This is a genomic window from Streptomyces sp. NPDC088124 (assembly GCF_040685895.1).
Classification (GTDB): Bacteria; Actinomycetota; Actinomycetes; order Streptomycetales; family Streptomycetaceae; genus Streptomyces.
On the sequence record NZ_JBFBJB010000006.1, the window covers coordinates 56259 to 81768 of the forward strand.

The window sequence follows — 25510 nt, forward strand, 5'->3', positions numbered from 1 at the left end:
GATCCGGTCTCAGTTCTCAGTCGGGATCGGGGGGCAGCGGGACGGGCTGCCAGCTCCACTCCACGACCTCGGGCAGGTCGGTGCCGTGCGCGCGGATCCAGGCATGGTGCCTGAGGCGGGCGTCCTCCATGGTCTGGCGTACGCCCGTGGCGCGTACCGCGAGCCCCGGGACGCGGTCGATGACGTCCATGACGAGCCGGTAGCGGTCGAGGTCGTTGCGGACGACCATGTCGAAGGGGGTCGTGGTGGTGCCCGACTCCTTGTAGCCGCGTACGTGCAGGTTCGGGTGGCCGGTGCGGCGGTAGGCGAGGCGGTGGATCAGCCACGGATAGCCGTGGTACGCGAAGATGACGGGCCTGTCGGGGGTGAACAGCGCGTCGTACTGGCGGTCGGAGAGCCCGTGCGGATGCTCCGAGTCCGGCAGCAGCCGGGCCAGGTCGACGACGTTGACGACCCGGACGGCGAGCCGTGGCAGATGGCGGCGGATCAGCAGGGCCGCCGCCAGGGCCTCCTGGGTCGGGACGTCCCCCGCGCAGGCGAGCACCACGTCGGGCGCGGCGCCCTCGCGTTCGGTGCCCGCCCACTCCCAGACGCCGGCGCCGCGCGCGCAGTGGGCGCGTGCCTCGTCGAGGGTGAGCCAGTCGTAGCAGGGCTGTTTGCCGGCCACCACGACATTGACGTGGTCGCGGCTGTGCAGGACGTGTTCGGCGACGCAGAGCAGGGTGTTGGTGTCCGGTGGCAGGTAGACGCGGACGACCTCGGGGGACTTGTTGAGCACGTGGTCGACGAAGCCGGGGTCCTGGTGGGAGAAGCCGTTGTGGTCCTGGCGCCACACGTGCGAGGTGAGCAGGTAGTCGAGGGAGGCGACGGGGCGGCGCCACGGCAGGGCGCGGGAGACCTTCAGCCATTTGATGTGCTGGTTGACCATGGAGTCGACGATGTGGGCGAAGGCCTCGTAGCAGGAGAACAGGCCGTGCCGGCCGGTGAGGAGATATCCCTCCAGCCAGCCCTGGCAGGTGTGTTCGGAGAGGATCTCCAGCACCCGGCCGTGCCGGTCCAGGTCCTCGTCCACCGCCCCGGACTCCGCCTGCCATGCCTTGCCCGTGGCCCGGTAGAGGGCTTGGAGCCGGTTGGAGGCGGTCTCGTCCGGGCCCACGACGCGGAAGTCGCGGCGGTCCGCGGTGGCTTCCATGACCGCCGCCAGCAACTCACCGAGCACCCGGGTCGGTTCGTGCAGGGTCACCCCGGGCCGGTCGACCGCGACGGCGTACCGCTCCAGCGGGGGTACGGGCAGGTCGCGCAGGAGGAGGCCGCCGTTGGCATACGGGGTGGCGCCGAGGCGGCGGTCGCCCGCGGGCACGCAGGCGAGCACCTCCGGGCGGGGGCGGCCCCGGTGGTCGAAGAGGTCCTCGGGCCGGTACGAGCGCAGCCACTGCTCCAGCTGCCGCAGATGCGCGGGGTTGTCGCGTACGCCGGAGAGCGGCACCTGGTGCGCGCGCCAGGTGCCCTCGACGGGCCGGCCGTCGACGGTGGCGGGGCCGGTCCAGCCCTTCGGCGTCCGCAGTACGATCACCGGCCAGCGGGGACGCTCCGTGACGCCCTCCTCACGGGCGGTGTGCTGGATCAGCGCGATACGGTCCAGCGCGGTGTCCATGGCCTCCGCCAGGGCGCGGTGGACGGTCTCCGGGTCGTCGCCGCCGACGTGCAGCGGCTCGTGCCCGTAGCCGCGCAGCAGCTCGTCCAGCTCCGCCTCGGGGATCCGGGCGAGGACGGCCGGGTTGGCGATCTTGTAGCCGTTGAGGTGGAGGATCGGCAGCACCGCGCCGTCATGGACCGGGTCGAGGAACTTGTTCGAGTGCCAGGACGCCGCCAGCGGCCCGGTCTCCGCCTCCCCGTCGCCGATCACACAGGCGACCAGCAGTTCGGGGTGGTCGAAGGCGGCCCCGTAGGCGTGCGCGAGGGAGTAGCCCAGCTCGCCGCCCTCATGGATGGAGCCCGGAGTCTCAGGGGCGACATGGCTGGGCACCCCTCCCGGGAAGGAGAACTGCCGGAAGAGCCGGGCCATGCCCTCCGCGTCCCGGCCGATGTCCGGGTACGTCTCGGAGTAGCTGCCCTCCAGCCAGGAGTTGGCCAGCACCGCCGGGCCGCCGTGGCCCGGACCCCAGACGCACAGGACGGGCAGGTCACGCGCCTTGATCACCCGGTTGAGATGGGTGTGGACGAGGTTCAGCCCCGGCGACGTCCCCCAGTGGCCGAGCAGCCGGGGCTTGATGTGCTCCGGGCGCAGGGGCTCGGTGAGGAGCGGGTTGTCCAGGAGGTAGATCTGCCCGGCCGCCAGGTAGTCGGCCGCGCGCCAGTGGGCCATCAGGCCCGCCAGCTCCGCGTCGCTCATGGTCGTGTTCGTCTCGGACATCCACTTCCTCCGGAGCCTCGTACCGTCCCTTGTCCCGCGTCCCTCCCCTTCCGCGTCCTCTCGCGCGTCTCTCCCCTCTCCCCACGTTCCCCGTGATGGGCGGAACCTGCCAACGCGCGGCAACCTTTCGGGGCGCGGTGGACACCTGGGGGTGGGCGGGCCGCAGGGCTCGCCCACCCCCACAGCCCCCACACCCCGAGAAGAGCCGTGATGTCCTTACCCGCACTGCGTACCGCCGTGGTCGCCCTGATCATCGGCACGCTGACCGTTCTCGGCCTCGTCACCCCCGCGGGCGCCGTCCCCGTCGTCACCGGCGCCGCGCCCGCGGCGGCCGTGCCCGCGGCCGCCTGGAACCCGCCGGCCCAGCTCGTCCGGCCGCTGGACGAGGTCTGGCGGCACGTCGAGTCCACCTACCCCGACCTGTACGGCTTCCGGAACTACGGCTGGGACCAGGTGATGGCCAACCGGGGCCGGATCGCCTACTGCGTCCGCTGGGAGTCCGACCAGCCGGTCAGCGCGCAGCTGCGCGACGAGATCCACGCCGCGCTCAAGCGCCAGTCGAAGAAGTGGACGGACACCGTCGCGGGCTTCGAGGGCTTCCCGTACGCGCAGGTCCCGGTCGACATCGTCGGCTGGGCCGTCAAGAACCGCTCCACGCTCCAGTGGACCGACAACTCCGTCGACATCTACACCAATGTGCTCGACGGCGGGGGCGCACCCCAGTGCGCGCCCGACTGCGGGCGTTTCTTCCACCAGAACGGCGACTACTCCAAGTGCCCCGGCGGCGCCGCCCGCCACTACGACCAGTCGCTGTGGCTGACCAAGGGCTTCCAGGGCGGCGCGGGCGGTGACTGGGGGCAGCGCATCGGCAGTGAGTACATGGTCGGCGCGCGCGGCCAGGAGGACATCCACATCCTGGAGCACGAGATCGGGCACACCTACGGCCTCGACGACTTCTACGACTGGACGCCGACCGGTGTCGGCGGCTTCCTCATGAAGGCGGGCAGCGCCACCCGGATCACCGAGTTCGACCAGTGGATGTACCGGGACTTCTGGCGTCACCTGAAGAGCCGTTACGGCCTCTGAGCCGCGTCCGAGGGGCGGACGGGACGGGTGAGGTCGGTCCCGTCCGCCCCGTTGACCTCCCCGTACCGCACCTCTACGGTTTCGGCGTTCGGAATCACAGATGGTGTTCGACATCTCGGACGCGCCCCTCTGTCCCGGAAAGGGAGACTGCATGAGCCGCAGTGATGTCCCCAGCCGACGCTTGCTGCTGAAGGGGGCGCTCGGCGCGGGTGCCCTCGCCGCCGTGCCCGGCGTCGCCCACGCCGCCGTGACCGCCTCGCCCGACGGCCCCGCCGACCTCGCCGCGGGCCCCGGCGGGGACCGTACGTCCCCGCCGGGGCCCGCGTACCGCAATCCGCTGGTGGAGCGGCGGGCCGATCCGTACATCCACCGGCACACCGACGGCCGTTACTACTTCACGGCGACGTCTCCCGAGTACGACCGCATCATCCTGCGCCGCTCCACCACCCTGGGCGGCCTGTCGACCGCGCAGGAGTCGGTGATCTGGCGGCGGCACACGAGCGGCGACATGGGCGCGCACATCTGGGCTCCGGAGATCCACCACATCGACGGGAAGTGGTACATCTACTTCGCCGCGGGACGCGCCGACGACGTGTGGCGGATCCGGATCTGGGTGCTGGAGAACGCCCACGCCGATCCGTTCCAGGGCACGTGGACGGAGAAGGGGCGGATCACCACCGCCTGGGACACCTTCTCCCTCGACGCGACCACCTTCACCCACCGCGGCACCCGCTATCTCGCCTGGGCGCAGCAGGAGCCCGGGATCGACAACAACAGCGGTCTCTTCCTCTCCGCGATGGCGAATCCGTGGACGCTGAAGGGGCCGCAGATCCGGCTCAGCACACCGGAGTTCGACTGGGAGACCGTCGGGTTCAAGGTCAACGAGGGGCCGGCCGTGATCCAGCGGAACGGCCGGGTCTTTCTCTCGTACTCGGCGAGCGCCACCGACCACCACTACTGCGTGGGGCTGCTCACCGCCCGCGCGGACAGCGATCTGATGAACCCCGCCTCCTGGTCGAAATCGCCCGCACCGGTCTTCGCCAGCAGTGCGGCGAACGGACAGTACGGCCCCGGCCACAACTCGTTCACCGTCGCCGAGGACGGGCGTACGGACGTGCTCGTCTACCACGCCCGGCAGTACAAGGAGATCAACGGCGACCCGCTGAACGACCCGAACCGGCACACCCGGATCCAGCGGCTGGGCTGGCGGGCGGACGGCACCCCGGACTTCGGGGTGCCGGTGGCCGACGGACCGGTCCCGGACGCCGCCGCGGCGGTGACGCGGTACACGATGACGGCGTTCACCAACTCCAGCGAGTCCAACATGTACGTGTACGAGTCGGCGGACGCGCTCGGGTACTCGCTGCTGAAGGGGCCCGCGTACACCCCGCCCTCGGGGCTGATCCGCGACCCGAGCCTGATCAGACACACCGACGGCTACTACTACATCGTGCACACCACCGACTGGACGGGGAACACGATCGGGTTCGCCCGCAGCAGGGACCGTACGAACTGGCGGTTCCACGCCCGCCACACACTGCCGGTGGCCGGGGTGGCGCGCACCTGGGCGCCCGAGTGGTTCGTGGACACGGACGGCCGTACGCACATCATCGTCTCCCTCGACACGACGAACACGTACACGTTCCGGCCGCATCTGCTGAGCGCGACGGACGGCTCGCTGCTCAACTGGACGGCGCCGAAGCCGGTGGCGGGGCTCGACCGCTCGAACTACATCGACACGTTCGTCGTGCGCCACGACGGCAAGTACCACGCGATCACCAAGCAGGAGACGACGAAGTACCTGGAGCACGCCGTCGCGGACCGGCTCGAAGGGCCGTACACGTTCACCGGCACCGGCGACTGGGCGGGCTGGGGCAGCTGGCGGGAGGGGCCCGCGCTCGTCCGGCTGGACAACGGCGGCTGGCGGATCTACTTCGACGGCTACGCGGAGCAGAAGTACTACTACAGCGACAGCCTGGACGGGCTGCGCACCTGGACGCCGATCCGGCAGCTGCCCGGACTCTCGGGCTTCGCACGGCACTTCACCGTACTGAGGGAGCGTGTCTGAGATGGGACGGGTACGTACGGTTCTGCTCGCGCTCTGCGTCGCGGCGGCGGGGTTCCTCCTCCCCGCGACCGCCGCGCAGGGCGCCGAAGCGGGCCCCTCGGCGCAGGGCACGGGGGTGGGCCCCTCCGAGCGGGGCGTCGCGGCGGGCCCCGTCTCCGTCACGAACGGGGGCCAGTTCACCGACACCGGCGGGCAGTTGGTGCACGCCCACGGCGGCGGGGTCATCAAGGTCGGTTCCTGGTACTACTGGTTCGGCGAGAACCGCAACGCGGACAACACCTTCCGGTATGTCTCGGCGTACCGCTCCGCCGACCTGAAGACCTGGGAATTCCGCAGGCACGTACTGACCCAGGCCACCGACCCGGAGCTGGCCGCCGCCAACATCGAGCGGCCGAAGGTGGTCTACAACGCGGCGACCGGCCGGTTCGTGATGTGGATGCACAAGGAGAGCGCCACGGACTACAGCCAGGCGCGTGCCGCCGTGGCCACGTCCGCCACGGTCGACGGCGACTACGCCTGGAAGGGGAGCTTCCGGCCGCTCGGCACCCACATGTCGCGCGACATCACCGTCTTCACGGACACCGACGGCACCGGCTACATGGTGTCGGCCGCCCGGGAGAACTACGACCTCCAGATCTACCGGCTCACCTCCGACTACACCGCCGTCGAGAGCCTGGTCGCCAATCCCTGGCCGGGCGGGCACCGCGAGGCCCCGGCGCTCTTCAAGCGCGGCGGCGTGTACTTCATGCTGACCTCCGGCGCCACGGGGTGGAACCCCAACCAGCAGCAGTACGCCACCGCGACCTCGCTCGCCGGGCCGTGGAGCGCGATGCGGAACGTGGGCGACTCGACGGCGTACAACTCCCAGACCGCGTACGTCCTGCCGCTCCAGGGCACCTCGGGCACCTCGTACCTCTATCTGGGCGACCGGTGGGGCAACTCGTTCGGCCAGAAGGTCAACGACTCGCGGTACGTGTGGCTGCCGCTCGCCTTCCCGACCAGCACCTCCCTGACCATGGACTGGTACCCGGAGCTGACCATCGACACGGCGGCGGGCACCGTGACCGGTTCCGGCGGGCCGTACGAGACACTGACCGCCCGGCACAGCGGCAAGTGCGCCGACGTACCGAACCAGTCGGTGCTCGACGGTGTCGGACTGACGCAGTACACCTGCAACGGCGGCGGCAATCAGCGGTTCTGGTTCAAGAACACCGGTGACGGATACGCGCAGTTGACGGCCCGGCACAGCTCGCTCTGCCTGACGGAGACGGCGGCCGACGTCCAGCAGCGCGCGTGCGGCGGCGCGGCCGAGCAGCAGTGGCGCGTGGCGGTGAACACGAGCGGGTACACCACGCTGACCTCCCGCGCGAGCGGTGAGTGCCTCGACGTGACCTCCGCGTCCGTGGAGAACTCCGCCAGGATCATCACCCACACCTGCACGGGCGCCACCAACCAGCAGTGGCAGCGAAGTACCTGACGTCGCGTCAGACCGCGTACAGGCGGTCCAGGCCGAGGGGGGCCGGGGGCGGCAGCGGCTCGGCGCCCTCGGCCCGGAACGCCTGGAGGAGATAGCCGACGAGCCGCCGGGACGCCTCCGGGCCGGTGTCGCCCCCGGCGCCGGTGGCGACACCGCAGTTGGCCAGGAGGATCAGGGTGAGGTCCGCCAGGGCGAAGTCGGGGCGCAGCCGCCCGGCCGCCTGGGCCCGCCGGACCAGCCCGGCGAACGCCTCCTCGGCCCGCTCGCGCTCCCGCTCGAAGGCGAACGCCCCGGGGAACGCGGTGAGGAACGCGGCGGTGAACCCCCGGTCCACGGCGTGCAGGGCGCAGATCTTCTCGACGACCGCGCAGAACCCGCGCCATGGGTCGGGGTCGGCCAGGGCCTCGTCCACGACCGCGACGCACTCCGAGAGCTGGTCCGCGAAGACCTCGGTGACCAGCGACTCCTTGGTGGGGAAGCGCCGGTAGAGGGTGGCGGCGCCGACGCCCGAGCGCCGGGCGATCGTGGACATCGGCACGTCGAGGCCGTGTTCGGCGAAGGTCTCGCGCGCGGCCGCGAGGATGCGTTCGCGATTGTGGAGCGCGTCGGAGCGCAGCATTCGAGAGGGTTCGGTGGGCATGACTCTCACTTTAGCCCAAATGGAAGAGGTCGTTCATTTAGCGTGCTAGCGTGACCGATAAGTGAACGACCTCTTCCACTTACTCCCGGGGGCTTCCGTCCCCCACTCCCTGACACTCCGTCCACCCCACTCCTGACAGGCAGAGCATTGAGCGAGATGCGCGCGGCACTGTACGACCGTTACGGCCCCCCGGAGGTCCTCTACGAGGACACGGTCCCGGCGCCCGTCGCCGGCCCCGGCGAGTTGCTGGTACGGGTCCACGGCGCCAGCGTGAACGGCGGCGAACTCTCGATGCGGGCCGGGAAGGTGCCGGCCCTGGGCGGCCGGAACTTCCCCAGGCGCATCGGTGCCGACTTCGCCGGCGAGGTGGCGGCGCTGGGCCCCGGCCTCACCGGCCCCGCGGTGGGCGCCCGGGTGTGGGGCGCCCTGTCGCGCAACCGGATTCTGCGCGGACGGATCGGCAGCGCGGCCGAGTACCTGGCCGTACGCCCCCGGCAGGTGGCCCTCGCCCCCGCCGGAACCGACCTCGTGCGGGCCGCCGCGCTGCCCGGCGCCGGCACGACCGCGGTCACGGCGCTGCGCGACAAGGCCCGGCTGCGGCCCGGCGAGCGGCTGCTCGTGCGCGGCGCGAGCGGCGGGGTCGGCCATGTCGCCGTCCAGCTCGGGCGGGCGTTCGGCGCGCATGTCACCGCGCTCGCCGGTGGCAAGAACCTCGACTTCGTGCGGGAACTGGGCGCCGACGAGGCGTACGACCACCGGACCACCGGGCCGGGCGAGCTGGGCACGTTCGATGTCGTGCTCGACTGCGTCGGCCGGGAGCTCCCCGCCTACCGCCGGCTGCTCGCACCCGGCGGACGCATGGTGGGGATCACCTTCGACACCAGCCGGCCGGTGGCCACGATCGGGTACCTGCTCGGGTCCGCCGTCTTCGGCTCCCGGCGTATCCGGGCCTTCAGCGGCGACCCCCTGCACCAGGACTTCGCCGACCTGACCGGTTACGTGGAGAGCGGGGCCGTACGACCGGTCGTGGCCGCCGTGCACCCGCTCGCGGAGATCGCCGCGGCCCACCGCGCGCTGGAGGCCGGCGGCGTACGGGGCAAGCACGTCGTCCAGGTGGTCCGGCCCTCGGACTCCGCCTCCTGAGGGCGCCCCTCACGCCTCCGCGGGCCCCCGGGCATCCAGCCAGACGGCTGTGTCCGGGGCCAGCAGTGACCTGCCCGCCCCGTCCGTCACCGGCGCCTCGCTGAACAGCAGCGGCACCGCTCCCGCGGGCAGCGGCAGCGGGGCGCCGGAGAAGTTCACCCGGCACTCCAGCCCCGCACCCTTCCGGAAGGCCAGCTCGCCCTCGGCGGAGGGCAGCCACGCGAAGTCCTCGTCGCCGCGGAAGCCCCGGCGGAGGGACAGCGCCGTACGGTACAGCTCCAGGAACGAGCCGGGGCGGCCCGTCTGCGCCTCGACCGCGTACTCGCCCCAGCCGTCCGGCTGGGGCAGCCAGCTCCCGCCGGGGCCGAAGCCGTACGAGGAGCCGGTCGCCGTCCACGGCAGCGGCACCCGGCAGCCGTCGCGGCCCTTCACCGTGTGCCCGGTGCGCTCCCACATCGGGTCGCGCAGCGCCTCGGCGGGCAGGTCGGCGACCTCGGGGAGGCCCAGTTCCTCGCCCTGGTAGAGATAGGTCGTGCCGGGCAGGGCGAGGGTCAGCAGCGCGGCGGCCCGGGCCCGCCGCCGGCCCCGGGCCTCGTCCGGCGCGGGCGTGGGGCCCTCGCTCATCAGCCAGGCGCGCGGGTCGGTCCCCTCGGGCAGCGCGTACCGGGTGAGGTGGCGGACCACGTCGTGGTTGGAGAGCACCCAGGTCGGCAGGGAGCCGACGGACGCCGCACCGGTGAGGGACATGTCGATGACGTCCCGGAACGCCTCGGCCCCCCAAGGGCAGCGCAGATGGAAGAAGTTGAACGCCTGGTGGAGTTCGTCGGGCCGGGTGTACAGCGGCAGCCTCGCCGCGCTGACCCCCGCCTCCGCGACCATGATCCGGGGCGGCGCGTACGAGTCGGTGATCTTGCGCCAGACGCGGTAGATGTCGTGGACCTCGTCACGGTCCCAGAACGGGTGGTCCTCGCCGCTGGGCGGCGCGTTGAGGGGCGCGGTGTCACCGCCCCGGGTGTCGCGCAGCGGCGGGGTGAGGTCCTTGCGCAGCCCGTGCGCCACATCGATGCGGAAACCGTCGACACCGAGGTCCAGCCAGAAGCGCAGGGTGCGCTCGAAATCGGCGATGACGTCCGGGTTCTCCCAGTTCAGATCGGGCTGTTCGGCGGCGAAGATATGCATGTACCACTGGCCGTCGGGGACCCGGGTCCAGGCCGGGCCGCCGAACTTGGACTGCCAGTCCGCGGGCGGCTCCGCCCCGTCCGGGCCGCCGCCGTCCCGGAAGACGAACCGGTCGCGGGCGGCCGAGCCCGGCGGGGAGGCGAGGGCCTCCACGAACCAGGGGTGCCGCTCGGAGCAGTGATTGGGCACGATGTCGACGATCGTACGGAGCTGGAGCGACCGGGCCCGTGCCAGCAGCGCGCGGAAGTCGTCCAGGGTGCCGTGGCGCGGGTCGACGTCCCGGTAGTCGGCGACGTCGTAGCCGCCGTCGGCCAGCGGCGAGGGATAGAACGGCGTGAGCCAGACGGCGTCCGCGCCCAGCTCCGCGACATGGCCGAGGCGGTCGGTGATCCCGCGGAGGTCACCCATGCCGTCACCGTCGGCGTCGGCGAAACTCGGGACGTAGACCTGGTAGACGACGGACTCCCGCCACCAGTCGCGCGGGCCACCGCAACCGGCGCCCCGGCCGCTGCCGTCACTGCCGCCGTTGCCGCCATTGCCTGCGCTGCCGTCCGGGATCACGTGCTGAGTCACTGGTACCTCTCGTGCCGATGAAACCAGGCTGGAACTCTAGTGGTGCGGTGCGATCATCTCTTCATCGCGCCGACCACGGCCCCTGGTTCCGGTATTACGGCAGCTTCTCCTCCGCGGAGTTCAGCGAGCGCAGCGCCATCAGCAGCACGCCGATGTCGTCGAGGTACACGGGGTCGGGCAGCAGGTCGACGGGTAGAACCAGATAGCCGAGGGCCGCCCAGAACACCCACTTCCTCGTCAGCGGCACGCCCGCCTTCCGCAGGGCGCCGCGGGCCCGGACGAGCCGTACGGCCAGCACGATCGCGGCGCCCAGGGTGAGGGCCACCAGAACGACGGCTACGGCGACAAGGATCTGGAGTTCGCTCACGGCATCCTCCCCCTTCGGGCTCCGGGTGGGTGTCCGGGGCGTACCGCTCTCCCCGCACTCTCCGGATACCCGTCCGGCGCCGCGTCAACGGCCCCGGTCACCCGTACGTGCCGGGGCGCCCGGGGAAGGATCTTCGCGAGCCGGCCCTCGACCAGGACCACCACGCCGCCGCAGCGGCAGGCGCAGTACTCCACCGCCCCCTGCGACGTCGCATGGCGGGACAGCAGGGACCAGCGGGCGTCATCCGCCGCGCCCGCCCTGCCGCACACCGCGCACCGGTCCTCGTCCGGAGACTCACCGTCACCGCACCCGCCGCCATCACACCCACCGTCACCACACCGTATTCGCATACGGCCAGCGTGCTGTCATGACCTAGTTACGTTCAACCATTACATATGGCTACGGTGGTGCCATGCAGTTCACCCACTACGGCGGCGAGGCCGCACTGCTCGCCATGGACCTGGTCAACGCCACGGTCACCGGCACCCCGTTCACGCCCGCGAGCCTGGAGCCGCTGCTGGCCGCGCGCGGCACCGCCCGGCGCTCGCTGACCGTCGCGGAGGCGGCCGAGGTCGAGGCATGGAGCCACCGCCTGGCGCCCTGCTTCGGCCCGCAGGATCCGGGGCGGCGCCGCGAGACCGTCAACGGCCTGCTCGCCGAGGCGGCCAGCAAGCCGTACATCACCGTGCACGACGGCCACGCCCCGCACCTCCACTACGCCGACCCCGCCCTCGGCCCGGTGGCCCACATCCGCGCCGTCACGGCCGCCGCGCTCGCCCATGTGATCTGCTTCGCCGGCCACTCCCGGCTGGGCACGTGCGCCCGCGCCCGGTGCGGCCTGGCCTTCGTCGACACGTCACGCAACGGCAGGCGGGCCTACTGCTCCGTGCGGTGTGCCAACAACGACGCGGTGGCCCGGCACCGGCGACGGGACACGGACTGAACCGGACCTCTCTCGCAGCACACGTCCCGGGCGAACGCAAGGGCGCCCCACCGGCCGAATCCGCGCACGGTCGGGCGCCGTTCCGCCCCACCCTCACGGCTGATCGAAAAGATTCAGCCATGATCATCATCAGAGCATTTCGTGGTACGCCGCCGCCAAACGGACGTTCTACGCGCAGAGATTCCAAGGTTTCGGCCGTAACACCGAGATCACGGGGGACCGTTGCGTCATCTCTTCGACACCCGCGGTGAACCATGTGTGTTTGTGATGTCCCATCGTTTGGCAAAATCGTGGCCGAATGACGACTGAAGGCGATTGCCCATCTCAGCAAGGGTGCTGACGGTCTGTCACCAGCTACTCCGCCCGCCGCCACGGGCTTTGCTGTAGCTCATTCGCGGGAGCCCGGCAGGGCGGCCGGGCGGGGCGGCGCGGCCGGCCGGGAAGGCGCCCGGCGACCGGGTTCCGGGGCATCGGGGCAGGCCCGCGCCGCCGGTCCAGAAGTCGGCCTTGCCTCACCAGCAAACGAACCCAAGGATTCACCTCGTGCGATTGACAGGTTCACGGCTAAAACCGAATGGCCGTGCACGGTCGTACGCCAGCGGTCCGCTAACCCAACCGGGCCGCGAAGCTCCCCCACTCAATGGAGGATGTTGTGTCCATCAAGCGCCTTTCCCCCCTCAGCGCGGTGTCCAGACGAGCCCGGCTCCTCGCCGTCGCCTCGGGTCTGGTGACCGCGGTCGCGCTTGCGGCCCCGAGTGCCGTCGCCGCCCCGGCGCCGGCCCCCGCTCCTTCCGCGGCGCAGCTCGCCGCCGCCAGCAGCGCCATCGGCGCGGCTGACATCGCCGGCACGGCCTGGTACACGGACAAGGCGTCCGGCAAGGTCGTCGTCACGGTCGACAGCACGGTCTCCGACGCGGAGATCGCCGAGATCAAGAACTCCGTGGCGGACACCGACGCGGGCGTCACGATCAAGCACACCGAGGGCAAGTTCAGCAAGCTGATCGCCGGCGGCGAGGCCATCTACGCCGGCGGCGGCCGCTGCTCCCTCGGCTTCAACGTCCGCAGCGGCTCGACGTACTACGCGCTGACCGCCGGGCACTGCACCAACATCGGCAGCGCCTGGTACACCAACTCCGCCGGCACCGCCTCGCTGGGCACCCGGACCGGGACGAGCTTCCCGACCAACGACTACGGCATCATCCGCCACTCCAACTCGGCGGCGGCCGACGGCCGGGTCTACCTGTACAACGGCTCGTACCAGGACATCACCAGCGCGGCCAACCCGACGGTCGGCCAGAGCGTGCGCCGCAGCGGCTCCACCACCGGGGTCCGCTCCGGCACGGTCACCGCGCTCAACGCGACCGTCAACTACGGCGGTGGCGATGTCGTCTACGGCATGATCCAGACCAACGTCTGCGCCGAGCCCGGCGACAGCGGCGGCGCGCTCTTCGCCGGCACCACGGCGCTGGGCCTGACCTCGGGCGGCAGCGGCAACTGCACCTCCGGCGGCACCACGTTCTTCCAGCCGGTCGTGGAGGCCCTGAACGCCTACGGCGTCAGCGTCTACTAACCCGCCCCTCCGTACCGGGGTACGACCTGTTGCCCCGGTACGGACGCACCACCGCACCACCGCATGACCGTACGGGATCCCCCATGCCCCGTACCCGCTCCGCGCACGACCGGCGGGCCGCGCTGCACTGCGCGGCCCGCCGAATCCGTTTCCGCGGGGGACCGCCTCCGCGGGTTCAGGACCGGCCGGAAACCGCGCCCCTACGGTGGGCACGTCACGGCTGCGGGGTCCCACCGTTCACGGACGCCGCGTAGGCGCGCTCGTAGGCGCGGAGGGTGAGACCGGCCAGCGCGCGTGTCTCCCTGGCGAGATGCGCCTGGTCGGCACAGCCCGCGGCGAGCGCGGCGGCGGCGTACGGCACACCGCGCCGTACCAGCTCCAGCGCACGTTGGAGCCGCAGCACCCGGGCGAGGGTCTTGGGGCCGTAGCCGAAGGCGTCCAGGGAGCGGCGGTGCAGCTGCCGGGCGCCGAGGCCGACGGCGTCGGCGACCGCCGCGACCGGGCGCCCCGCGTTCAGCCCGGTGACGACGGCCCGCAGCAGCGGGTCGGGCGGATCGGCCGCGGCGGCGCACCGCAGCGCCACCGTCTCCAGCGCGGTGGCCGGATCGGTCGCGGCGGCGACGCGCGCGGTGAGCTCGGTGACGGCGCGCACCTTCGCCGGTGACCAGAGGTCGGCGAGCTCGACCCGCCGGTCACGCAGTTCGTGCGCGGGCACTCCGAGCAGCGCGGGCGCGGTCCCGGGCGCGAAACGTACTCCGGCGCAGTGCAGCCCGGACACGCCCTCGGGGGTGTAGGCGTGGGTGTCGGGGCCCGCGACCAGCAGTCTGCCGCCGATCCACAGCAGATCCATGCAGCCGTCGGGGAGTACGGGATACGGAACGGCCCCGGAGTCCCGGGCACTCTTCGCCGTATCCGTATCCGTATCCGTCGGTGTCGGCGTCGGTGTCGGCGTCGGTGTCGGCGTCGGTGTCGGCGTCGGTGTCGGCGTCGCCGACCGGGTCCAGACGATCGCACCGTCGAGCCGCGATGTCCGTTCCTCATACATACGATTCAGGCTAAAGCCTCGCCCCGCCGACGGCCATTGATCCAGAATGGTCGCTCTGCGGGGTGTCCGGACGGGGATGCCGCGGGGTCTATCGCGGGGGCGACCGATGACAGCACTGATGGAATTCACCACGGACAGCGGGGCGACCGTCACGGTCGAGGTGGCGCAGGACGCCCCCGGTGCCCGGCCGGTGTCGCGCGCCAACTCCCTGACGCAGGCGGGCCGCAGTTTCGACGCGGCGCTCCAGGGCATCCGCGCGGCGGCCGAGTCGGCGCTCACCGTGTTCCGGGACGGCTCGCTCCGGCCGGACGGGGTGGAGCTGGAGTTCGGCGTGAAGATGATGGCCGAGGCGGGCGCGGTGATCGCCAAGACGGCCACCGAGGGCCATCTGACGGTGAAGCTGTCCTGGAACCCGGGCGCGGCCCCGGCCCCGGCGGCGGAACCGGGTGCGGCGGCGCCCGGGGATCCGGCACCGGCGACGGCCGGGGATCCAGGAGCGGCGGGGGATCCGGGAGCGGCGGGCCGGTGACGCGCTCGCCCGCCTGGCACGCGCGGATCGATGTCGCGGGGCTGGTCGAGGGCTCGGGTTTCCTCGTCTCCGACCGTACGGTGCTGACCTGCGCCCATGTGCTGGGCCACCACGACCGGGCCGAGGCCGTCTTCCCCGGCGCCCCCGGGCTCGCCCCGCTCGCCGCCCGCGTCGTGGCCCGGGGCGCGTGGGCCGGCGGCGACCGCGATCCGGGGGATCTGGCCGTGCTGGAGCTGGAACGCCCGGTGGCCATCGCGCCCGCGGTCTTCGCGGCGGTCGACGCGCCGCACGCCTCACCGTCGCCGAAGCTGGTGGCGTACGGCTTCCCCCACGGATACGGGGAGGAGGGCGTCCAGAGCGAACTGGTCGTCACCTCACGCCAGTTGATCGGCTCCGAGTGGGCGCAGCTCGAATTCGCCCGGGGGTACGGGCAGCAGACCGACCGGGGGTTCAGCGGCGCCGCCGTGATGCTGGAGGGCACCGGGACGGTGGCCGGCATGGTCGTCTCGCACGACCCGGTGACCCGTAACAGCCGGATGATCCCGGCGACGGTGCTGGCACGGCACTGGGCGCCGCTGGGCGATCTCGTCCCCACGCCCGGCTATCCGGCGGAGGAGAAGCGCGGGCTGCGCAGGCTGGTCGCCCGCTCCCCCGCCGTACCGGGCCCGCTGGACCGGCTGCTGCGCGACGCGGCGGGACCGCTCCGCGTCGACCTGCCGCCCGGCGAGCCGCGCTCGCTGTGGGAGGCGGTCTGGTACCTCCTGTCGGAGTCGACGCCCACCGCCGACGCGCTGCCCCTCGCCGAACTGGCGGTACGGCTGGGCGGGCTGGTCGGGGACGAGCCGCTGGGCCGGGAGCTGCGGGAGTGGGCCCGCGCCCACCGGGCCCGGCACGACGCGCCACGGCCGTGGTCCATCACCCCGCCGGGCCCGGTGGCACCGCCCGCGCCGCCACCCGCGGTGCCGGTCCCGGTGCCGGTGCCCGCGCCGTCGCCCGCGGTGCCGGTCGTCCCGCCCGTGCGCCGCTGGTCGCCGATCCTGGTCGAGATCAGACGCAGCGGCGCCGGCCGCAACGCGCTGCTGGTGGAGGTCTCGGCGTACCGCGACGGCAGCCGCCGGCTGGTCGGTGAGGAGCGGCTGGCGGAGCGCGAGGTCCGCGCCTGGGTCCTCGACCGGATCGACGACGCGTTCGCGGAGATCGACCCGGAGGGCCGGGAGCTGATCGCCTTCGCCCTGCCGCGCGGCTGGCTGAACAAACCGGTCGACCGGTGGGCGGGGCGCAAGGCGATGAGCACACCGCTGGGGTGTGTGGCACCGGTGGTGGTGATGGACCACGACCGGCGCGCCAGCGGCAGGCTCCAGTTCCGTCTGAAGAAGATCTGGGACGTACTCGACCGGCAGCCCGGCTCGGCCGTCCACCGGATCTCCTGCACGGGCCCGGTCAGACCCGAGCGGCTGACCGTACAGCTCCAGGACGTGACCGGCCCGGTGGCGCTGACCAGACCGCCGAAGGCGCCCCGCGACCGGGCGTTGCACGGCGCGGTGCTGGACGCCCCCGCGCCGATCGTGCTCTGGCCGCGCACCGGATGCCCCGGCGGGGCGGAGTGTGACGGCGCGTGCCGCGGGGAGGAGTTCCTGGACGCGCTGGCCGAGCGGTTGGCGGCGCTGCCACCGGGCGAACTGCCCGAGCAGATCCTCGCGTTGCGCAAGACGGCGTTCGCGCACGACGGTCCCGAACCGCACTGGGCGGCGGAGCTGTCGTTCGTCTGGGAGGATCCCCGCTGGTTCCCCGCCGTCCCCCGGCTGAGCGGGACCCCCGTCGGCTGACCGTTCATCCCCATCCCCAGAGCTGGAGCCCTCGAATGCCCCTGTGGCCGGTCTACACCGGAGCCGACCAACCGCACGACGGCGTACTGCGGTTGCCCGCGCCGCCGCCGTGGCGGGACTTCGACGGCGGCCCCGCGGTCGAGCCGCCCCCGGACGACGAGGTCTCCTCGCCGGACCGCGAGCACCGGGCACGGGCGTACCGGACCACCGACGAGAGCGTCCAACTGGTCAACGCGGCCCTGTACTTGCGCCGTCCGCTGCTGGTGACGGGACCGCCCGGCAGCGGCAAGTCGAGCCTGCCGTACGCGGTGGCGCGGGAGTTGCGGCTCGGCCCCGTACTGCGCTGGAACATCACCAGCCGGAGCACGCTGGGCGACGGGCTCTACCAGTACGACCCGCTCTCCCGGCTCTACGCGGCGGGCCAGGGCCCGCAGGGGCCGGGCGGCGAGGGCGGCGGGCACATCGAGGACCATCTCCGTCTTGGCCCGCTCGGCACGGCGCTGCTGCCGTACGAGCGGCCCCGCGTGCTGCTGATCGACGAGATCGACAAGAGCGATCTGGACCTGCCCAACGATCTGCTGAACGTCATGGAGGAGGGTCAGTACGAGATCCCCGAACTGGTCCGCGCCGCCAGGACCCGCCCCGGCGCGCACGTGCTGACCGCCGACGCCGACCGGCTGGTGGCGGTGGAGCGCGGCCGGGTGCGCTGCCGGGCCTTCCCGTTCGTGGTGCTGACGAGCAACGGCGAGCGCGAGTTCCCGCCGGCGTTTCTGCGGCGGTGTGTGACCCTGGAGCTGAGGCAGCCGGTCGCGGCCCATCTGGAGGAGATCGTACGGGCCCACCTCGGCGAGCTGGACGCACCGGGCAGAGAGCTGATCCGTACGTTCCTGGAGCGCGGCAGCGGCGGCGAGCTGGCGACGGACCAGCTGCTCAACGCGATCTACCTGACGCGGACTTCGGGGCTGGCCGGGGCCTCGCGCGAACAACTGGCGGACCATCTCCTGCGCTATCTGAACCGGGCGCCGGAACCCGACGACGACTTCTGACGACGGCTTCCGACCATGACCCCTGACGACGAGACGTTCCCCGAACTGGGCGCCCTGCGCGAGGTACTGGCGACGGCGAGCGGCGAGCCGCCGACCGGCCGCGAGCTGGCGGAGCTGCTGTGGCTGGCCGCGCGGATGCGCCCGGAACCGGGACGGCCTCCGGGCGCGCCGCATACCCTGCCCGGGCCGCCCGTCGGCACGGCCGAGGACGAATGGCCGGAGGCCGACACGGCGGTCGGCGCGCCACCGCTCCCACTGCCACCGTTCCAGCAGCCCGGCGTCCCGGCCCCGTACGGCCCGGTCGCACTGCACACCCCCTCCCCCACCGCGCCCCCGGCGGCGGAGAGGGAGAGGGAGCAGCCATCCGGGGTGCTGGCGCCCGCACCCCCGATGATCTCCCGCCCGCTGGCGCTCCAGCGGGCGCTGCGCCCCCTGCGCAGAACGGTGCCGTCGACGAGTGAAAGGGAACTGGACGAGGCGGGCACGGCGTACCGCATCGCCTCGCTCGGCGCCCGCCGGGACCAGTGGCTGCCCGAACTGCGTCCCGCGCGGGAACGCTGGCTCCACCTGAGGCTGGTGGTGGACGAGGGGCCGACGATGGCCATGTGGCAGCCGCTGGCCCGTGATCTGTTCATGGCGTTCGGACAGACGGGCGCGTTCCGCACGGTGGAGCTGGTCCGGCTCGGGGCGGACGGCACCATACCGCCACGGCAGTGGACGGCCGGGCGCACGCTGGCCCTGGTCATCAGCGACGCGATGGGACCCCAGTGGCGGGCGGGACCGGCGGGGCGGCGCTGGTACGACACCCTGCGGGGCTGGGCGCGGCGGCTGCCGGTGGCGGTGCTCCAGCCGCTGCCGGAACGGATGTGGCAGCAGACCGCGCTCGCCCCGGTGCCGGGCCTGTTCACGGCGCCGGGCCCCGGCGCGCCCAACACCGCGCTGCGCTTCGCGCCGTACGACGGTCCGGCGCGCGGCATCCCGGTACCAGTACTGGAGCCGACGGCGGGGTGGCTCACGCACTGGGCGGGGCTGGTGGCCTCGCCGGGCGGCGCGTCGTTCCCGGGCGCCGCCGCGCTGCTCCCGGCGGGAAGGTCCCGCGCCCTCCCGGACACCTGGGAGAGCGGGGCCGCGGAAGGGCTGGTCCCCGAGGATGTCCCGGCCGCCGAACTGGTGCTGCGCTTCCGCGCGGCCGCCTCCCCGCAGGCGGTCCGGCTGGCCGGGCATCTCGCGGTGGGCCCGGCGCACCTGCCGGTGATGCGGCTGGTCCAGGCGGCCGTCGAGGAACACCCGCGGCCGCAGCACCTCGCCGAGGTGGTCCTGAGCGGCATGCTCCGCTCCGTACCGGGCCCGCCCGGCTCGTACGACTTCCGCCCGGGCGTCCGCGAGGTCCTGCTCCACTCGCTGCCCCGGACGAGCCTGGCCCGTACGGTGGGCCTGCTCGACCGGGTGGGCGCGGAGATCGAGTCCCGCGCGGGCTCGGCACGCGGGGAGTTCCGGGCGCTGCTGGGCGGCGGCGCGGACGGCGAGCCGTTCGCGCTGGTGAGCCGGGAGAGCGTACGGCTGCTGCGGGGGCCGGAGCCGCCGGAGCCGGTGGATCCACCGCCGGCTCCGGACCCGGCGAACGAGGTGGTGGCCGGGCGGTACGAGCTGCTGGAGGTCGTCGCACACAACGTGGGGACCGCGGTGTGGCGGGCGCGCGACCTGCGCGAGGGCCGCCTGGTCGCGGTGAAGCGGGTCGACGTAACCGCGGAGTTCGGCGCTGTCGCCTCCCGGTCGCGGGCGCGGTTCCACCGTGAGACACGGGTGGCCGCCGGGCTGCGGCATCCCGGCATCACGGCGATCCACGACTTCGGCCTGGCCGACGACGGCTCCTCCTATCTGGTGATGGAGCTGCTGGAGGGCCGCGGCCTCAATGAGCTGCTGGCGGAGCACGGCCGGTTGCCGGTGCCCGATGTCGTCTCCATCGGACAGCAGGTGCTCGACGCGCTCACCTACGCACATCGACAGGGTGTCTGGCACCAGCGTCTGACTCCGGCGACCATCATGCGGCTGGCCGACGGCACGGTGAAGATCCGCGGCTTCGGAGCCACGCACGCGGGCCTCGACTCCACACGCACCTCGCAGGTGACCCGTACGGCCACTACTGTCGGCACCCCGTCCTACATGTCTCCCGAGCAGATCGGCGACACCGAGGTCGACCACCGCAGCGACCTGTACTCACTCGGCTGTGTCCTGTACGAACTCACCACCGGTGAACCGCCCTTCGCCTACCCGGACACCTGGCGGACACTCACCGCCCACCGCGACGAGCGGCCCCGGTCGCCCGGGGAGCTTCGACCCGATCTGCCCCCCGCACTGGAGCACGCGATCCTCGATCTGCTGGCCAAGGCCCCGGAGGAGCGGCGGCGCGGCGCGGAGGCGCTGGCGGCGGAGGGCCTCCCGGACTCGGAGGCTTCTCCGGTCTCCACGTGGCAGTACGGAGTGCTGGGGCCGCTGCGGCCGCTCAAGGACGGGTGGGGCCATACGCCCGGAACGGCCGCAGGACGCGTTGTGCTCAGCATGCTCCTGCTGTCCGAGGGCGAACAGGTCTCCGTCCGTGAACTGGAACTCGCCCTGGACAGCCGTCCTGACCGACAGACGAACCGCACGGTCTCCGCGACCATCAGTGAACTGCTCGCGAGCGGGCACGACATCGAGGAATCCGATGGCTGCTTCCGTCTGCGGCTCGACACGGAGCTGGATCTGACCGTCGCCAAGCGGCTGGCCCGACAGGCGGCACAAACCCAAGCCCCCCGGCACCGTGCCGCGCTCTACGAGGAGGCGCTGAGTCTCTGGTACGGAGAACCTCTGGGCGGTGTCGAAGGCACGTGGGCCGAGCAACAGCGCGACAATCTCCACGCATGGAGGGTTGCGCTGAAGGCCCATCGCCAGGTTGCGGCGCCTCCCTCGCCCGCCTCCGGAGGCGCCGTCCGCCTCATCATCGGCGGGGCCGAGTTGTCCAGCGTTCCTCCGGACGGCCGACCCGCCGCGCAGGCCGTCTTCCTTTCGCTGCTCCGGCAAGCCTGCCGGGAAGCCTTCGGCTCGTCCGGCACCTTCGTCGATCCCGAGCTGCGACTGGGCCTTCCCACGTTGGCGCTCCGGGTAGCGCCGGACCCCGCGTACACCGTGCCGGAGGTGCTGGACCGGCTGACCGGCCCGTTCGCCGAAACCCTCACGGCCGGCATGTCCTCGCTCTTCTTCCCCTCGACCGTCCCGATGACCGTGCTGGTCCGAGCGGAAGAGCCGGAAGACGTGGCCAGAGCACTGGAGCGGGACTTCCCGGCGCCGGTGGCGGTGGGCGGCTCGAAGCCCGGAAAGATCTCGATGTTGGTCGGCCTGCCGGACGAGCTGTACCAGCGGAGCGGCGCTCCCGAGGGATTCGTCCGCCGGGATATGAAAAGGGCGGACGGCACCACACGGCCTGTCTGGTACCAGACCGTCGGATATCCGCCGGAGGAGCCGCGTTCGTCGTCGTCCTGGCTGCGCCGGCTGTTCGGCGGCGGCAGCGACGAGAGCCCACCGACCACACCGCCGCCGGAAGAGCCCCGCTAGCCGCCCGTACCGTTCGCCTTCCCGTTCCCGTTCACCTTCCCGCCCCCACTCCCGTCTCCGCTCCCGCCCGGCGGCTTCGACTGCCGCTGCCGCCCCCCGTGCAGCCGCGCCGTCACCCGGGACTTGACGTCGTCCGGCGGCAGGAACTTGGACCAGCGTTCCGGGAACTCCGACGGCATGTCCGGGTCCGTCACGTCGTCGTCCTGGGGGCCGTCCGTGCCCGCCGCCGCGCGGGCCACCAGTTCCGCCGCCTGCGCCGCGCGCAGCCGTTCGTTGGCGGCGCGGGCCGCGGCCGTGGAGACCGACGGCCAGACCCGGTCGATCGCCGCGTTGACCGCCGCCCCCACCAGCACCGCGAACGCGGAGACTCCTATCCAGAGCAGTACGGCGATGGGTGCGGCCAGTGAGCCGTAGATCGTGGGGCCCTCGACCGCGTTCGTCAGGTAGATCCGGAGCAGGAAGCTGCCCAGGACCCACATGCCGAGTGCGACCAGCGCGCCCGGCATGTCCTCTATCCAGCGGGATCTGACCGGTACGGAGACGTGGTAGAGCGTGGTGAGGAAGGCGATGGAGAGGACGATCACCACGGGCCAGTAGAGGATGCTGACGACCTCCGTGCCCCAGGGGATCAGTTCGACCACCCGGTCGGGGCCGACCACCGCGAGGGGCAGCACCACCGCGCCGATCACGATCGCCACCACGTAGAGCAGGAAGGCGAGCAGCCGGGTGGCGACGATGCCGCGCCGCCCGTCGAGGCCGTACATGACCGTGATCGTGTCGACGAAGACGTTGACCGCCCTCGACCCCGACCAGAGCGCGATCGCGAAGCCGAGGGAGATGACGTCGGGCCGGCCGCCCCGGGTGAGGTCGGCCAGCAGGGGTTTGGCGATCTCGTCCACGCCGCGCGCCGAGAGGACCGTGCCGGAGGCGCTGAGGATGTTCCGTTCCATGGAGGCGACCGTGGTCGAGTTGGTCCAGTCGTCCACGTAGCCGAGCAGGCCGATCAGCCCGAGGAGCAGCGGCGGCAGCGAGAGCAGGGTGAAGAACGCCGCCTCGGCCGCGAGCCCGAGGATCCGGTATTCGATGCACGAGTTGACCGTGTCCTTCAGCAGCAACCAGGCCATCTTCCGCTTGGATACGTTGCGGTAGAGGACTCGGACCCGGTGAAGTCGGCCAGTCGGCCGCTCAGGTGTTTCTTTTGCTGCCTGCACCTCCTTACCGTATCGGCATGGCAGCCAGCACCCACACAGTGACCAACCAGGTTCCGCCCCTGGTGGGGTACGACGTCTTCCGCGCCGACCGGGTCCTCGCCGAGGCCGTGGAGCGGCACAGCGCGCCGGGTCTGCTCGACGGGACCCGCGCGGAGCTGACGGCGCTCGGCGGCGCCGCCGGATCCGCCGAGGTCCAGGAGTGGGGGGTACGGGCCAACGAGAACCCCCCGGTCCTGCGCACCCACGACCGGTACGGGAACCGGATCGACGAGGTCGACTTCCATCCCGACTGGCACCAGTTGCTCGGGCGGGCGGTCTCCGCGGGGCTGACCGACGCGTGGGGCAGGCCGGACGGCCATCTCCGGCGCGCGGCCGGTTTCCTGGTGTGGAGCCAGGCGGAGGCGGGGCATCTGTGCCCGGTGTCGATGACCCACGCGGCGGTGCCCGCGCTGCGGGCGGATCCGGCGCTCGCGGCGGAGTGGGAGCCGCGGCTGACCTCGCACGCGTACGAGCCGGGGCTGCGGCCCGCCGCGGAGAAGGGCGGCGCGCTCTTCGGCATGGGGATGACGGAGAAGCAGGGCGGCAGCGACGTACGGGCGAACACGACGGCCGCCCGGCCGCTGGACGCGTCCGGGGAGTACGCCCTGACCGGGCACAAGTGGTTCTGTTCCGCGCCGATGTGCGACGGGTTCCTGGTGCTCGCGCAGGCGCCGGACGGGCTGACCTGCTTTCTCGTACCGCGGGTGCTGGCGGACGGGACGCGCAACGTGTTCCGGCTGCAGCGTCTCAAGGACAAGCTGGGCAACCGGTCCAACGCGTCGAGCGAGGTCGAGTTCGACGGGACGTGGGCGCGCCGGGTCGGTGAGGAGGGGCGCGGGGTGCGCACGATCATCGGGATGGTCGCGGCGACCCGGCTGGACTGTGTGCTGGGGACGGCTGCGCTGATGCGCCAGTCCGTGGCCCAGGCGGTGCACCACGCCACGTACAGGAGCGCCTTCGGCGGTGAGCTGATCGACAAGCCGCTGATGCGCAACGTGCTGGCCGATCTGGCGCTGGAGTCGGAGGCGGCGACGACACTGGCGATGCGGCTCGCCGCGGCGTACGACACGGACACGGAGGAGGAGCGGGCGTTTCTGCGCCTCGCGGTGCCGGCCGCCAAGTACTGGGTGACCAAGCGGGGTACCCCACTGGCGGCGGAGGCCCTGGAATGCCTGGGCGGCAACGGGTACGTGGAGGAGTCGGGGATGCCGCGGCTGCTGCGCGAGTCGCCGCTCAACTCGATCTGGGAGGGCTCGGGCAATGTGCAGGCGCTGGATGTGCTGCGGGCGCTCCAGCGGGAGCCCGCGGCGCTGAACGCGTTCCTCCAGGAGGTCGGGAAGGCGCGGGGCGCGGATCACCGGCTGGACGGCGCGATCAAGGGGCTGCTGACCGAGCTGGCGGATCTGGCGGGGATCGAGGCCAGGGCCCGGCGGCTGGTGGAGCGGATGGCGCTGGTGCTCCAGGGGTCGCTGCTGGTGCGGTGGGCGCCGCCGGAGGTGGCGGACGCGTTCTGCGCGTCGCGGCTCGGCGGGGACTGGGGGGCGGCCTTCGGCACCCTGCCCCACACCCTCGACCTGGCGTCGGTCGTGGAGCGGGCGCGGCCCGTGGCCTGACCGCTCGCGGAGTGGTCAGAGGTGGTGCCGCGCCGACACGGCACCGCCTCTGACCCGTAGTCACTTTCACGCACCGGTGGACGAAGCGCCAGAGTTGCGGAGCGTTGCGGAAAAATCGATACGTCACCCTGGCGCCCGGGAACGGGGGCGGCTGCTCGGCCCGTGCCCGGCCCGTGTTCTCCTGGCCTCTATGAGCATCACCGTGACCACCTGGTCCCTGGAGCAGACCTCGCCCGACGATCTGCGGCCCGCCGGGCACGCCCCGGCCGGGGTGCGGATCGTACGCGCCGAAGTGCCCTCGCCCGAGTTCAGCCGGTTCCTGTACACGGCCGTCGGCGCGGACGTCCACTGGACGGACCGGCTGCCGTGGACGTACGACCAGTGGTCCGGGTATCTGGCGCGGCCCGGCGTGGAGACGTGGGTGGCGTACGAGAAAGGCACCCCCGCCGGGTTCATCGAGCTGGAGGCGCAGGAGGGCGCGGCGGTCGAGATCGCGTACTTCGGGCTGATCCCCGCCTTCCGGGGCCGCCGGATCGGCGGAGAGCTCCTGTCGTACGGGGTGGCGCGGGCCTGGGACCTGGCCGAGCGGTGGCCCGGGGCCGAGCCGGTGAAGCGGGTCTGGCTGCACACCTGCTCCAAGGACGGCGAGCACGCCATGGACAATTACCTGCGGCGCGGCTTCCGGCTCTTCGCGACGAAGACCGACGAGGAGCCCGAGCGGGCGGCCCCCGGCCCCTGGCCGGGCGCGCACACCGCGGCCTGACCGGAACCGAACCGTACGCACGCCCCGCGCCGGCCCGGTACGCGCGGCTCGGGCCGGTACGCGCCGTCCGGGCCGGCCCGGACGTACGGCCCGGTTCGCGCCCGCCCCGCGCGACCCGGAACAGGCGTTAAACACCCACACCCCGTGACAGACAACACACCGTCTCGCATAGTGGTACGTTATAGTCCATATAGCGGACAACAGTGGACTGGCCGGAGATCGGCGTGCCACGCTTCCGTCATGTCCTGCTCTGGAATCGCCTTGGTGAGTCGACGCCACGTCGACCTCTGCCGCATGTCCAGCGCCATCTGTCCGGCGAGCTGAGAGTCCCAGCACCGCCGCGTACACCTTCTCCTTCCCCTCTGCCGCGCACCCCCGCGTCCTCACG

The 25510-nt window shown here is 72.4% G+C and carries 18 protein-coding genes and 2 pseudogenes; 14 read left to right on the plus strand and 6 right to left on the minus strand.

All coding sequences use genetic code 11. The features are described 5' to 3' along the window. Window positions 1-16: 16 nt before the first annotated feature. Entirely contained in the window at window positions 17-2413 is a 2397-nt protein-coding gene (locus tag AB0P17_RS06625; RefSeq protein WP_365808201.1) for a phosphoketolase family protein, read from the minus strand. 210 nt (window positions 2414-2623) lie between these two features. Between AB0P17_RS06625 and AB0P17_RS06630 the strand changes: the two genes are divergently transcribed. The 4 genes and pseudogenes from AB0P17_RS06630 (at window position 2624) to AB0P17_RS06645 (ending at window position 7044) form a co-directional block, all read left to right on the plus strand. Continuing rightward, window positions 2624-3499 carry a hypothetical protein gene (locus AB0P17_RS06630; protein ID WP_365808202.1) on the plus strand — a complete coding sequence of 292 codons (876 nt, stop codon included), beginning with the start codon at window positions 2624-2626 and terminating at the stop codon, window positions 3497-3499. Window positions 3500-3650: 151 nt separating this feature from the next. Beyond that, window positions 3651-4748 (plus strand): annotated as a pseudogene (locus tag AB0P17_RS06635) (glycoside hydrolase family 43 protein); the annotation flags it as partial. 75 nt (window positions 4749-4823) lie between these two features. Next, the gene (locus AB0P17_RS06640; RefSeq protein WP_365808463.1) at window positions 4824-5567 is read left to right on the plus strand and encodes a glycoside hydrolase family 43 protein; all 744 of its coding nucleotides are present in this window, start codon (window positions 4824-4826) and stop codon (window positions 5565-5567) included. Between the two features lies 1 nt (window position 5568). Further along, the gene (locus AB0P17_RS06645) at window positions 5569-7044 is read left to right on the plus strand and encodes an RICIN domain-containing protein (protein WP_365808204.1); all 1476 of its coding nucleotides are present in this window, start codon (window positions 5569-5571) and stop codon (window positions 7042-7044) included. Between the two features lie 7 nt (window positions 7045-7051). On the opposite strand, the gene AB0P17_RS06650 is transcribed toward AB0P17_RS06645, so the two are convergent. Beyond that, window positions 7052-7684, minus strand: coding sequence for a helix-turn-helix domain-containing protein (locus tag AB0P17_RS06650; RefSeq protein ID WP_365808205.1), 633 nt, complete (start codon window positions 7682-7684; stop codon window positions 7052-7054). Between the two features lie 147 nt (window positions 7685-7831). On the opposite strand from AB0P17_RS06650, the gene AB0P17_RS06655 reads away from it, so the two are divergent. Continuing rightward, window positions 7832-8827: an NAD(P)-dependent alcohol dehydrogenase gene (locus AB0P17_RS06655; protein WP_365808206.1), complete on the plus strand. Its 996-nt coding sequence runs from the start codon at window positions 7832-7834 to the stop codon at window positions 8825-8827. 9 nt (window positions 8828-8836) lie between these two features. On the opposite strand, the gene AB0P17_RS06660 is transcribed toward AB0P17_RS06655, so the two are convergent. Both AB0P17_RS06660 and AB0P17_RS06665 read right to left on the minus strand, forming a co-directional pair. After that, on the minus strand, window positions 8837-10579 hold the full coding sequence (locus AB0P17_RS06660; protein ID WP_365808208.1) for a glycoside hydrolase family 13 protein: 1743 nt from the start codon (window positions 10577-10579) through the stop codon (window positions 8837-8839). A 94-nt stretch (window positions 10580-10673) separates the two neighbouring features. Continuing rightward, window positions 10674-10946 carry a YkvA family protein gene (locus tag AB0P17_RS06665; RefSeq protein ID WP_365808210.1) on the minus strand — a complete coding sequence of 91 codons (273 nt, stop codon included), beginning with the start codon at window positions 10944-10946 and terminating at the stop codon, window positions 10674-10676. 412 nt (window positions 10947-11358) lie between these two features. Here AB0P17_RS06665 and AB0P17_RS06670 point away from each other — a divergent pair, with 412 nt between their 5' ends. Both AB0P17_RS06670 and AB0P17_RS06675 read left to right on the plus strand, forming a co-directional pair. Next, window positions 11359-11889, plus strand: coding sequence for a CGNR zinc finger domain-containing protein (locus tag AB0P17_RS06670; RefSeq protein ID WP_365808211.1), 531 nt, complete (start codon window positions 11359-11361; stop codon window positions 11887-11889). Between the two features lie 652 nt (window positions 11890-12541). Beyond that, entirely contained in the window at window positions 12542-13459 is a 918-nt protein-coding gene (locus AB0P17_RS06675; protein WP_365808213.1) for a S1 family peptidase, read from the plus strand. A gap of 214 nt (window positions 13460-13673) precedes the next feature. Here the strand turns inward: AB0P17_RS06675 and AB0P17_RS06680 are convergent. Continuing rightward, window positions 13674-14383, minus strand: a pseudogene (locus AB0P17_RS06680) (helix-turn-helix domain-containing protein). Between the two features lie 227 nt (window positions 14384-14610). Here AB0P17_RS06680 and AB0P17_RS06685 point away from each other — a divergent pair. Genes AB0P17_RS06685 through AB0P17_RS06700 form a run of 4 tightly spaced genes read left to right on the plus strand, consistent with a single transcriptional unit; the run spans window position 14611 to window position 21496 of the window. After that, window positions 14611-15033 carry a CU044_2847 family protein gene (locus tag AB0P17_RS06685; RefSeq protein ID WP_365808215.1) on the plus strand — a complete coding sequence of 141 codons (423 nt, stop codon included), beginning with the start codon at window positions 14611-14613 and terminating at the stop codon, window positions 15031-15033. Further along, entirely contained in the window at window positions 15030-16859 is a 1830-nt protein-coding gene (locus tag AB0P17_RS06690) for a trypsin-like peptidase domain-containing protein (RefSeq protein ID WP_365808217.1), read from the plus strand. Before AB0P17_RS06685 ends, AB0P17_RS06690 begins: the two co-directional genes overlap by 4 nt. A 35-nt stretch (window positions 16860-16894) precedes the next feature. Beyond that, the gene (locus AB0P17_RS06695; protein WP_365808218.1) at window positions 16895-17905 is read left to right on the plus strand and encodes a MoxR family ATPase; all 1011 of its coding nucleotides are present in this window, start codon (window positions 16895-16897) and stop codon (window positions 17903-17905) included. Window positions 17906-17920: 15 nt separating this feature from the next. Beyond that, window positions 17921-21496, plus strand: coding sequence for an SAV_2336 N-terminal domain-related protein (locus AB0P17_RS06700; protein ID WP_365808219.1), 3576 nt, complete (start codon window positions 17921-17923; stop codon window positions 21494-21496). Here AB0P17_RS06700 and AB0P17_RS06705 read toward each other — a convergent pair. Then, a complete protein-coding gene (locus AB0P17_RS06705) occupies window positions 21493-22707 on the minus strand; it encodes a YihY/virulence factor BrkB family protein (protein ID WP_365808221.1) in 1215 nt (404 codons plus the stop codon). The genes AB0P17_RS06700 and AB0P17_RS06705 overlap by 4 nt on opposite strands. Before the next feature lie 17 nt (window positions 22708-22724). Here AB0P17_RS06705 and AB0P17_RS06710 point away from each other — a divergent pair, with 17 nt between their 5' ends. The 3 genes from AB0P17_RS06710 (at window position 22725) to AB0P17_RS06720 (ending at window position 25446) form a co-directional block, all read left to right on the plus strand. Further along, the gene (locus AB0P17_RS06710) at window positions 22725-24359 is read left to right on the plus strand and encodes an acyl-CoA dehydrogenase family protein (RefSeq protein ID WP_365808223.1); all 1635 of its coding nucleotides are present in this window, start codon (window positions 22725-22727) and stop codon (window positions 24357-24359) included. 190 nt (window positions 24360-24549) lie between these two features. After that, on the plus strand, window positions 24550-25122 hold the full coding sequence (locus AB0P17_RS06715; RefSeq protein ID WP_365808225.1) for a GNAT family N-acetyltransferase: 573 nt from the start codon (window positions 24550-24552) through the stop codon (window positions 25120-25122). Between the two features lie 240 nt (window positions 25123-25362). Continuing rightward, window positions 25363-25446 (plus strand): putative leader peptide, encoded by an 84-nt coding sequence (locus tag AB0P17_RS06720; protein ID WP_365627905.1) that lies wholly within the window; start codon window positions 25363-25365, stop codon window positions 25444-25446. Window positions 25447-25510 lie beyond the last annotated feature (64 nt).

Coding starts and splice junctions, on each gene's coding strand:
- AB0P17_RS06625 (WP_365808201.1), bottom strand. CDS start 2,413: ATGTCCGAGACGAACACGACCATGAGCGACGCGGAGCTGGCGGGCCTG.
- AB0P17_RS06630 (WP_365808202.1), top strand. CDS start 2,624: ATGTCCTTACCCGCACTGCGTACCGCCGTGGTCGCCCTGATCATCGGC.
- AB0P17_RS06640 (WP_365808463.1), top strand. CDS start 4,824: ATGTACGTGTACGAGTCGGCGGACGCGCTCGGGTACTCGCTGCTGAAG.
- AB0P17_RS06645 (WP_365808204.1), top strand. CDS start 5,569: ATGGGACGGGTACGTACGGTTCTGCTCGCGCTCTGCGTCGCGGCGGCG.
- AB0P17_RS06650 (WP_365808205.1), bottom strand. CDS start 7,684: ATGCCCACCGAACCCTCTCGAATGCTGCGCTCCGACGCGCTCCACAAT.
- AB0P17_RS06670 (WP_365808211.1), top strand. CDS start 11,359: ATGCAGTTCACCCACTACGGCGGCGAGGCCGCACTGCTCGCCATGGAC.
- AB0P17_RS06685 (WP_365808215.1), top strand. CDS start 14,611: ATGACAGCACTGATGGAATTCACCACGGACAGCGGGGCGACCGTCACG.
- AB0P17_RS06695 (WP_365808218.1), top strand. CDS start 16,895: ATGCCCCTGTGGCCGGTCTACACCGGAGCCGACCAACCGCACGACGGC.
- AB0P17_RS06700 (WP_365808219.1), top strand. CDS start 17,921: ATGACCCCTGACGACGAGACGTTCCCCGAACTGGGCGCCCTGCGCGAG.
- AB0P17_RS06710 (WP_365808223.1), top strand. CDS start 22,725: ATGGCAGCCAGCACCCACACAGTGACCAACCAGGTTCCGCCCCTGGTG.
- AB0P17_RS06715 (WP_365808225.1), top strand. CDS start 24,550: ATGAGCATCACCGTGACCACCTGGTCCCTGGAGCAGACCTCGCCCGAC.
- AB0P17_RS06720 (WP_365627905.1), top strand. CDS start 25,363: ATGTCCTGCTCTGGAATCGCCTTGGTGAGTCGACGCCACGTCGACCTC.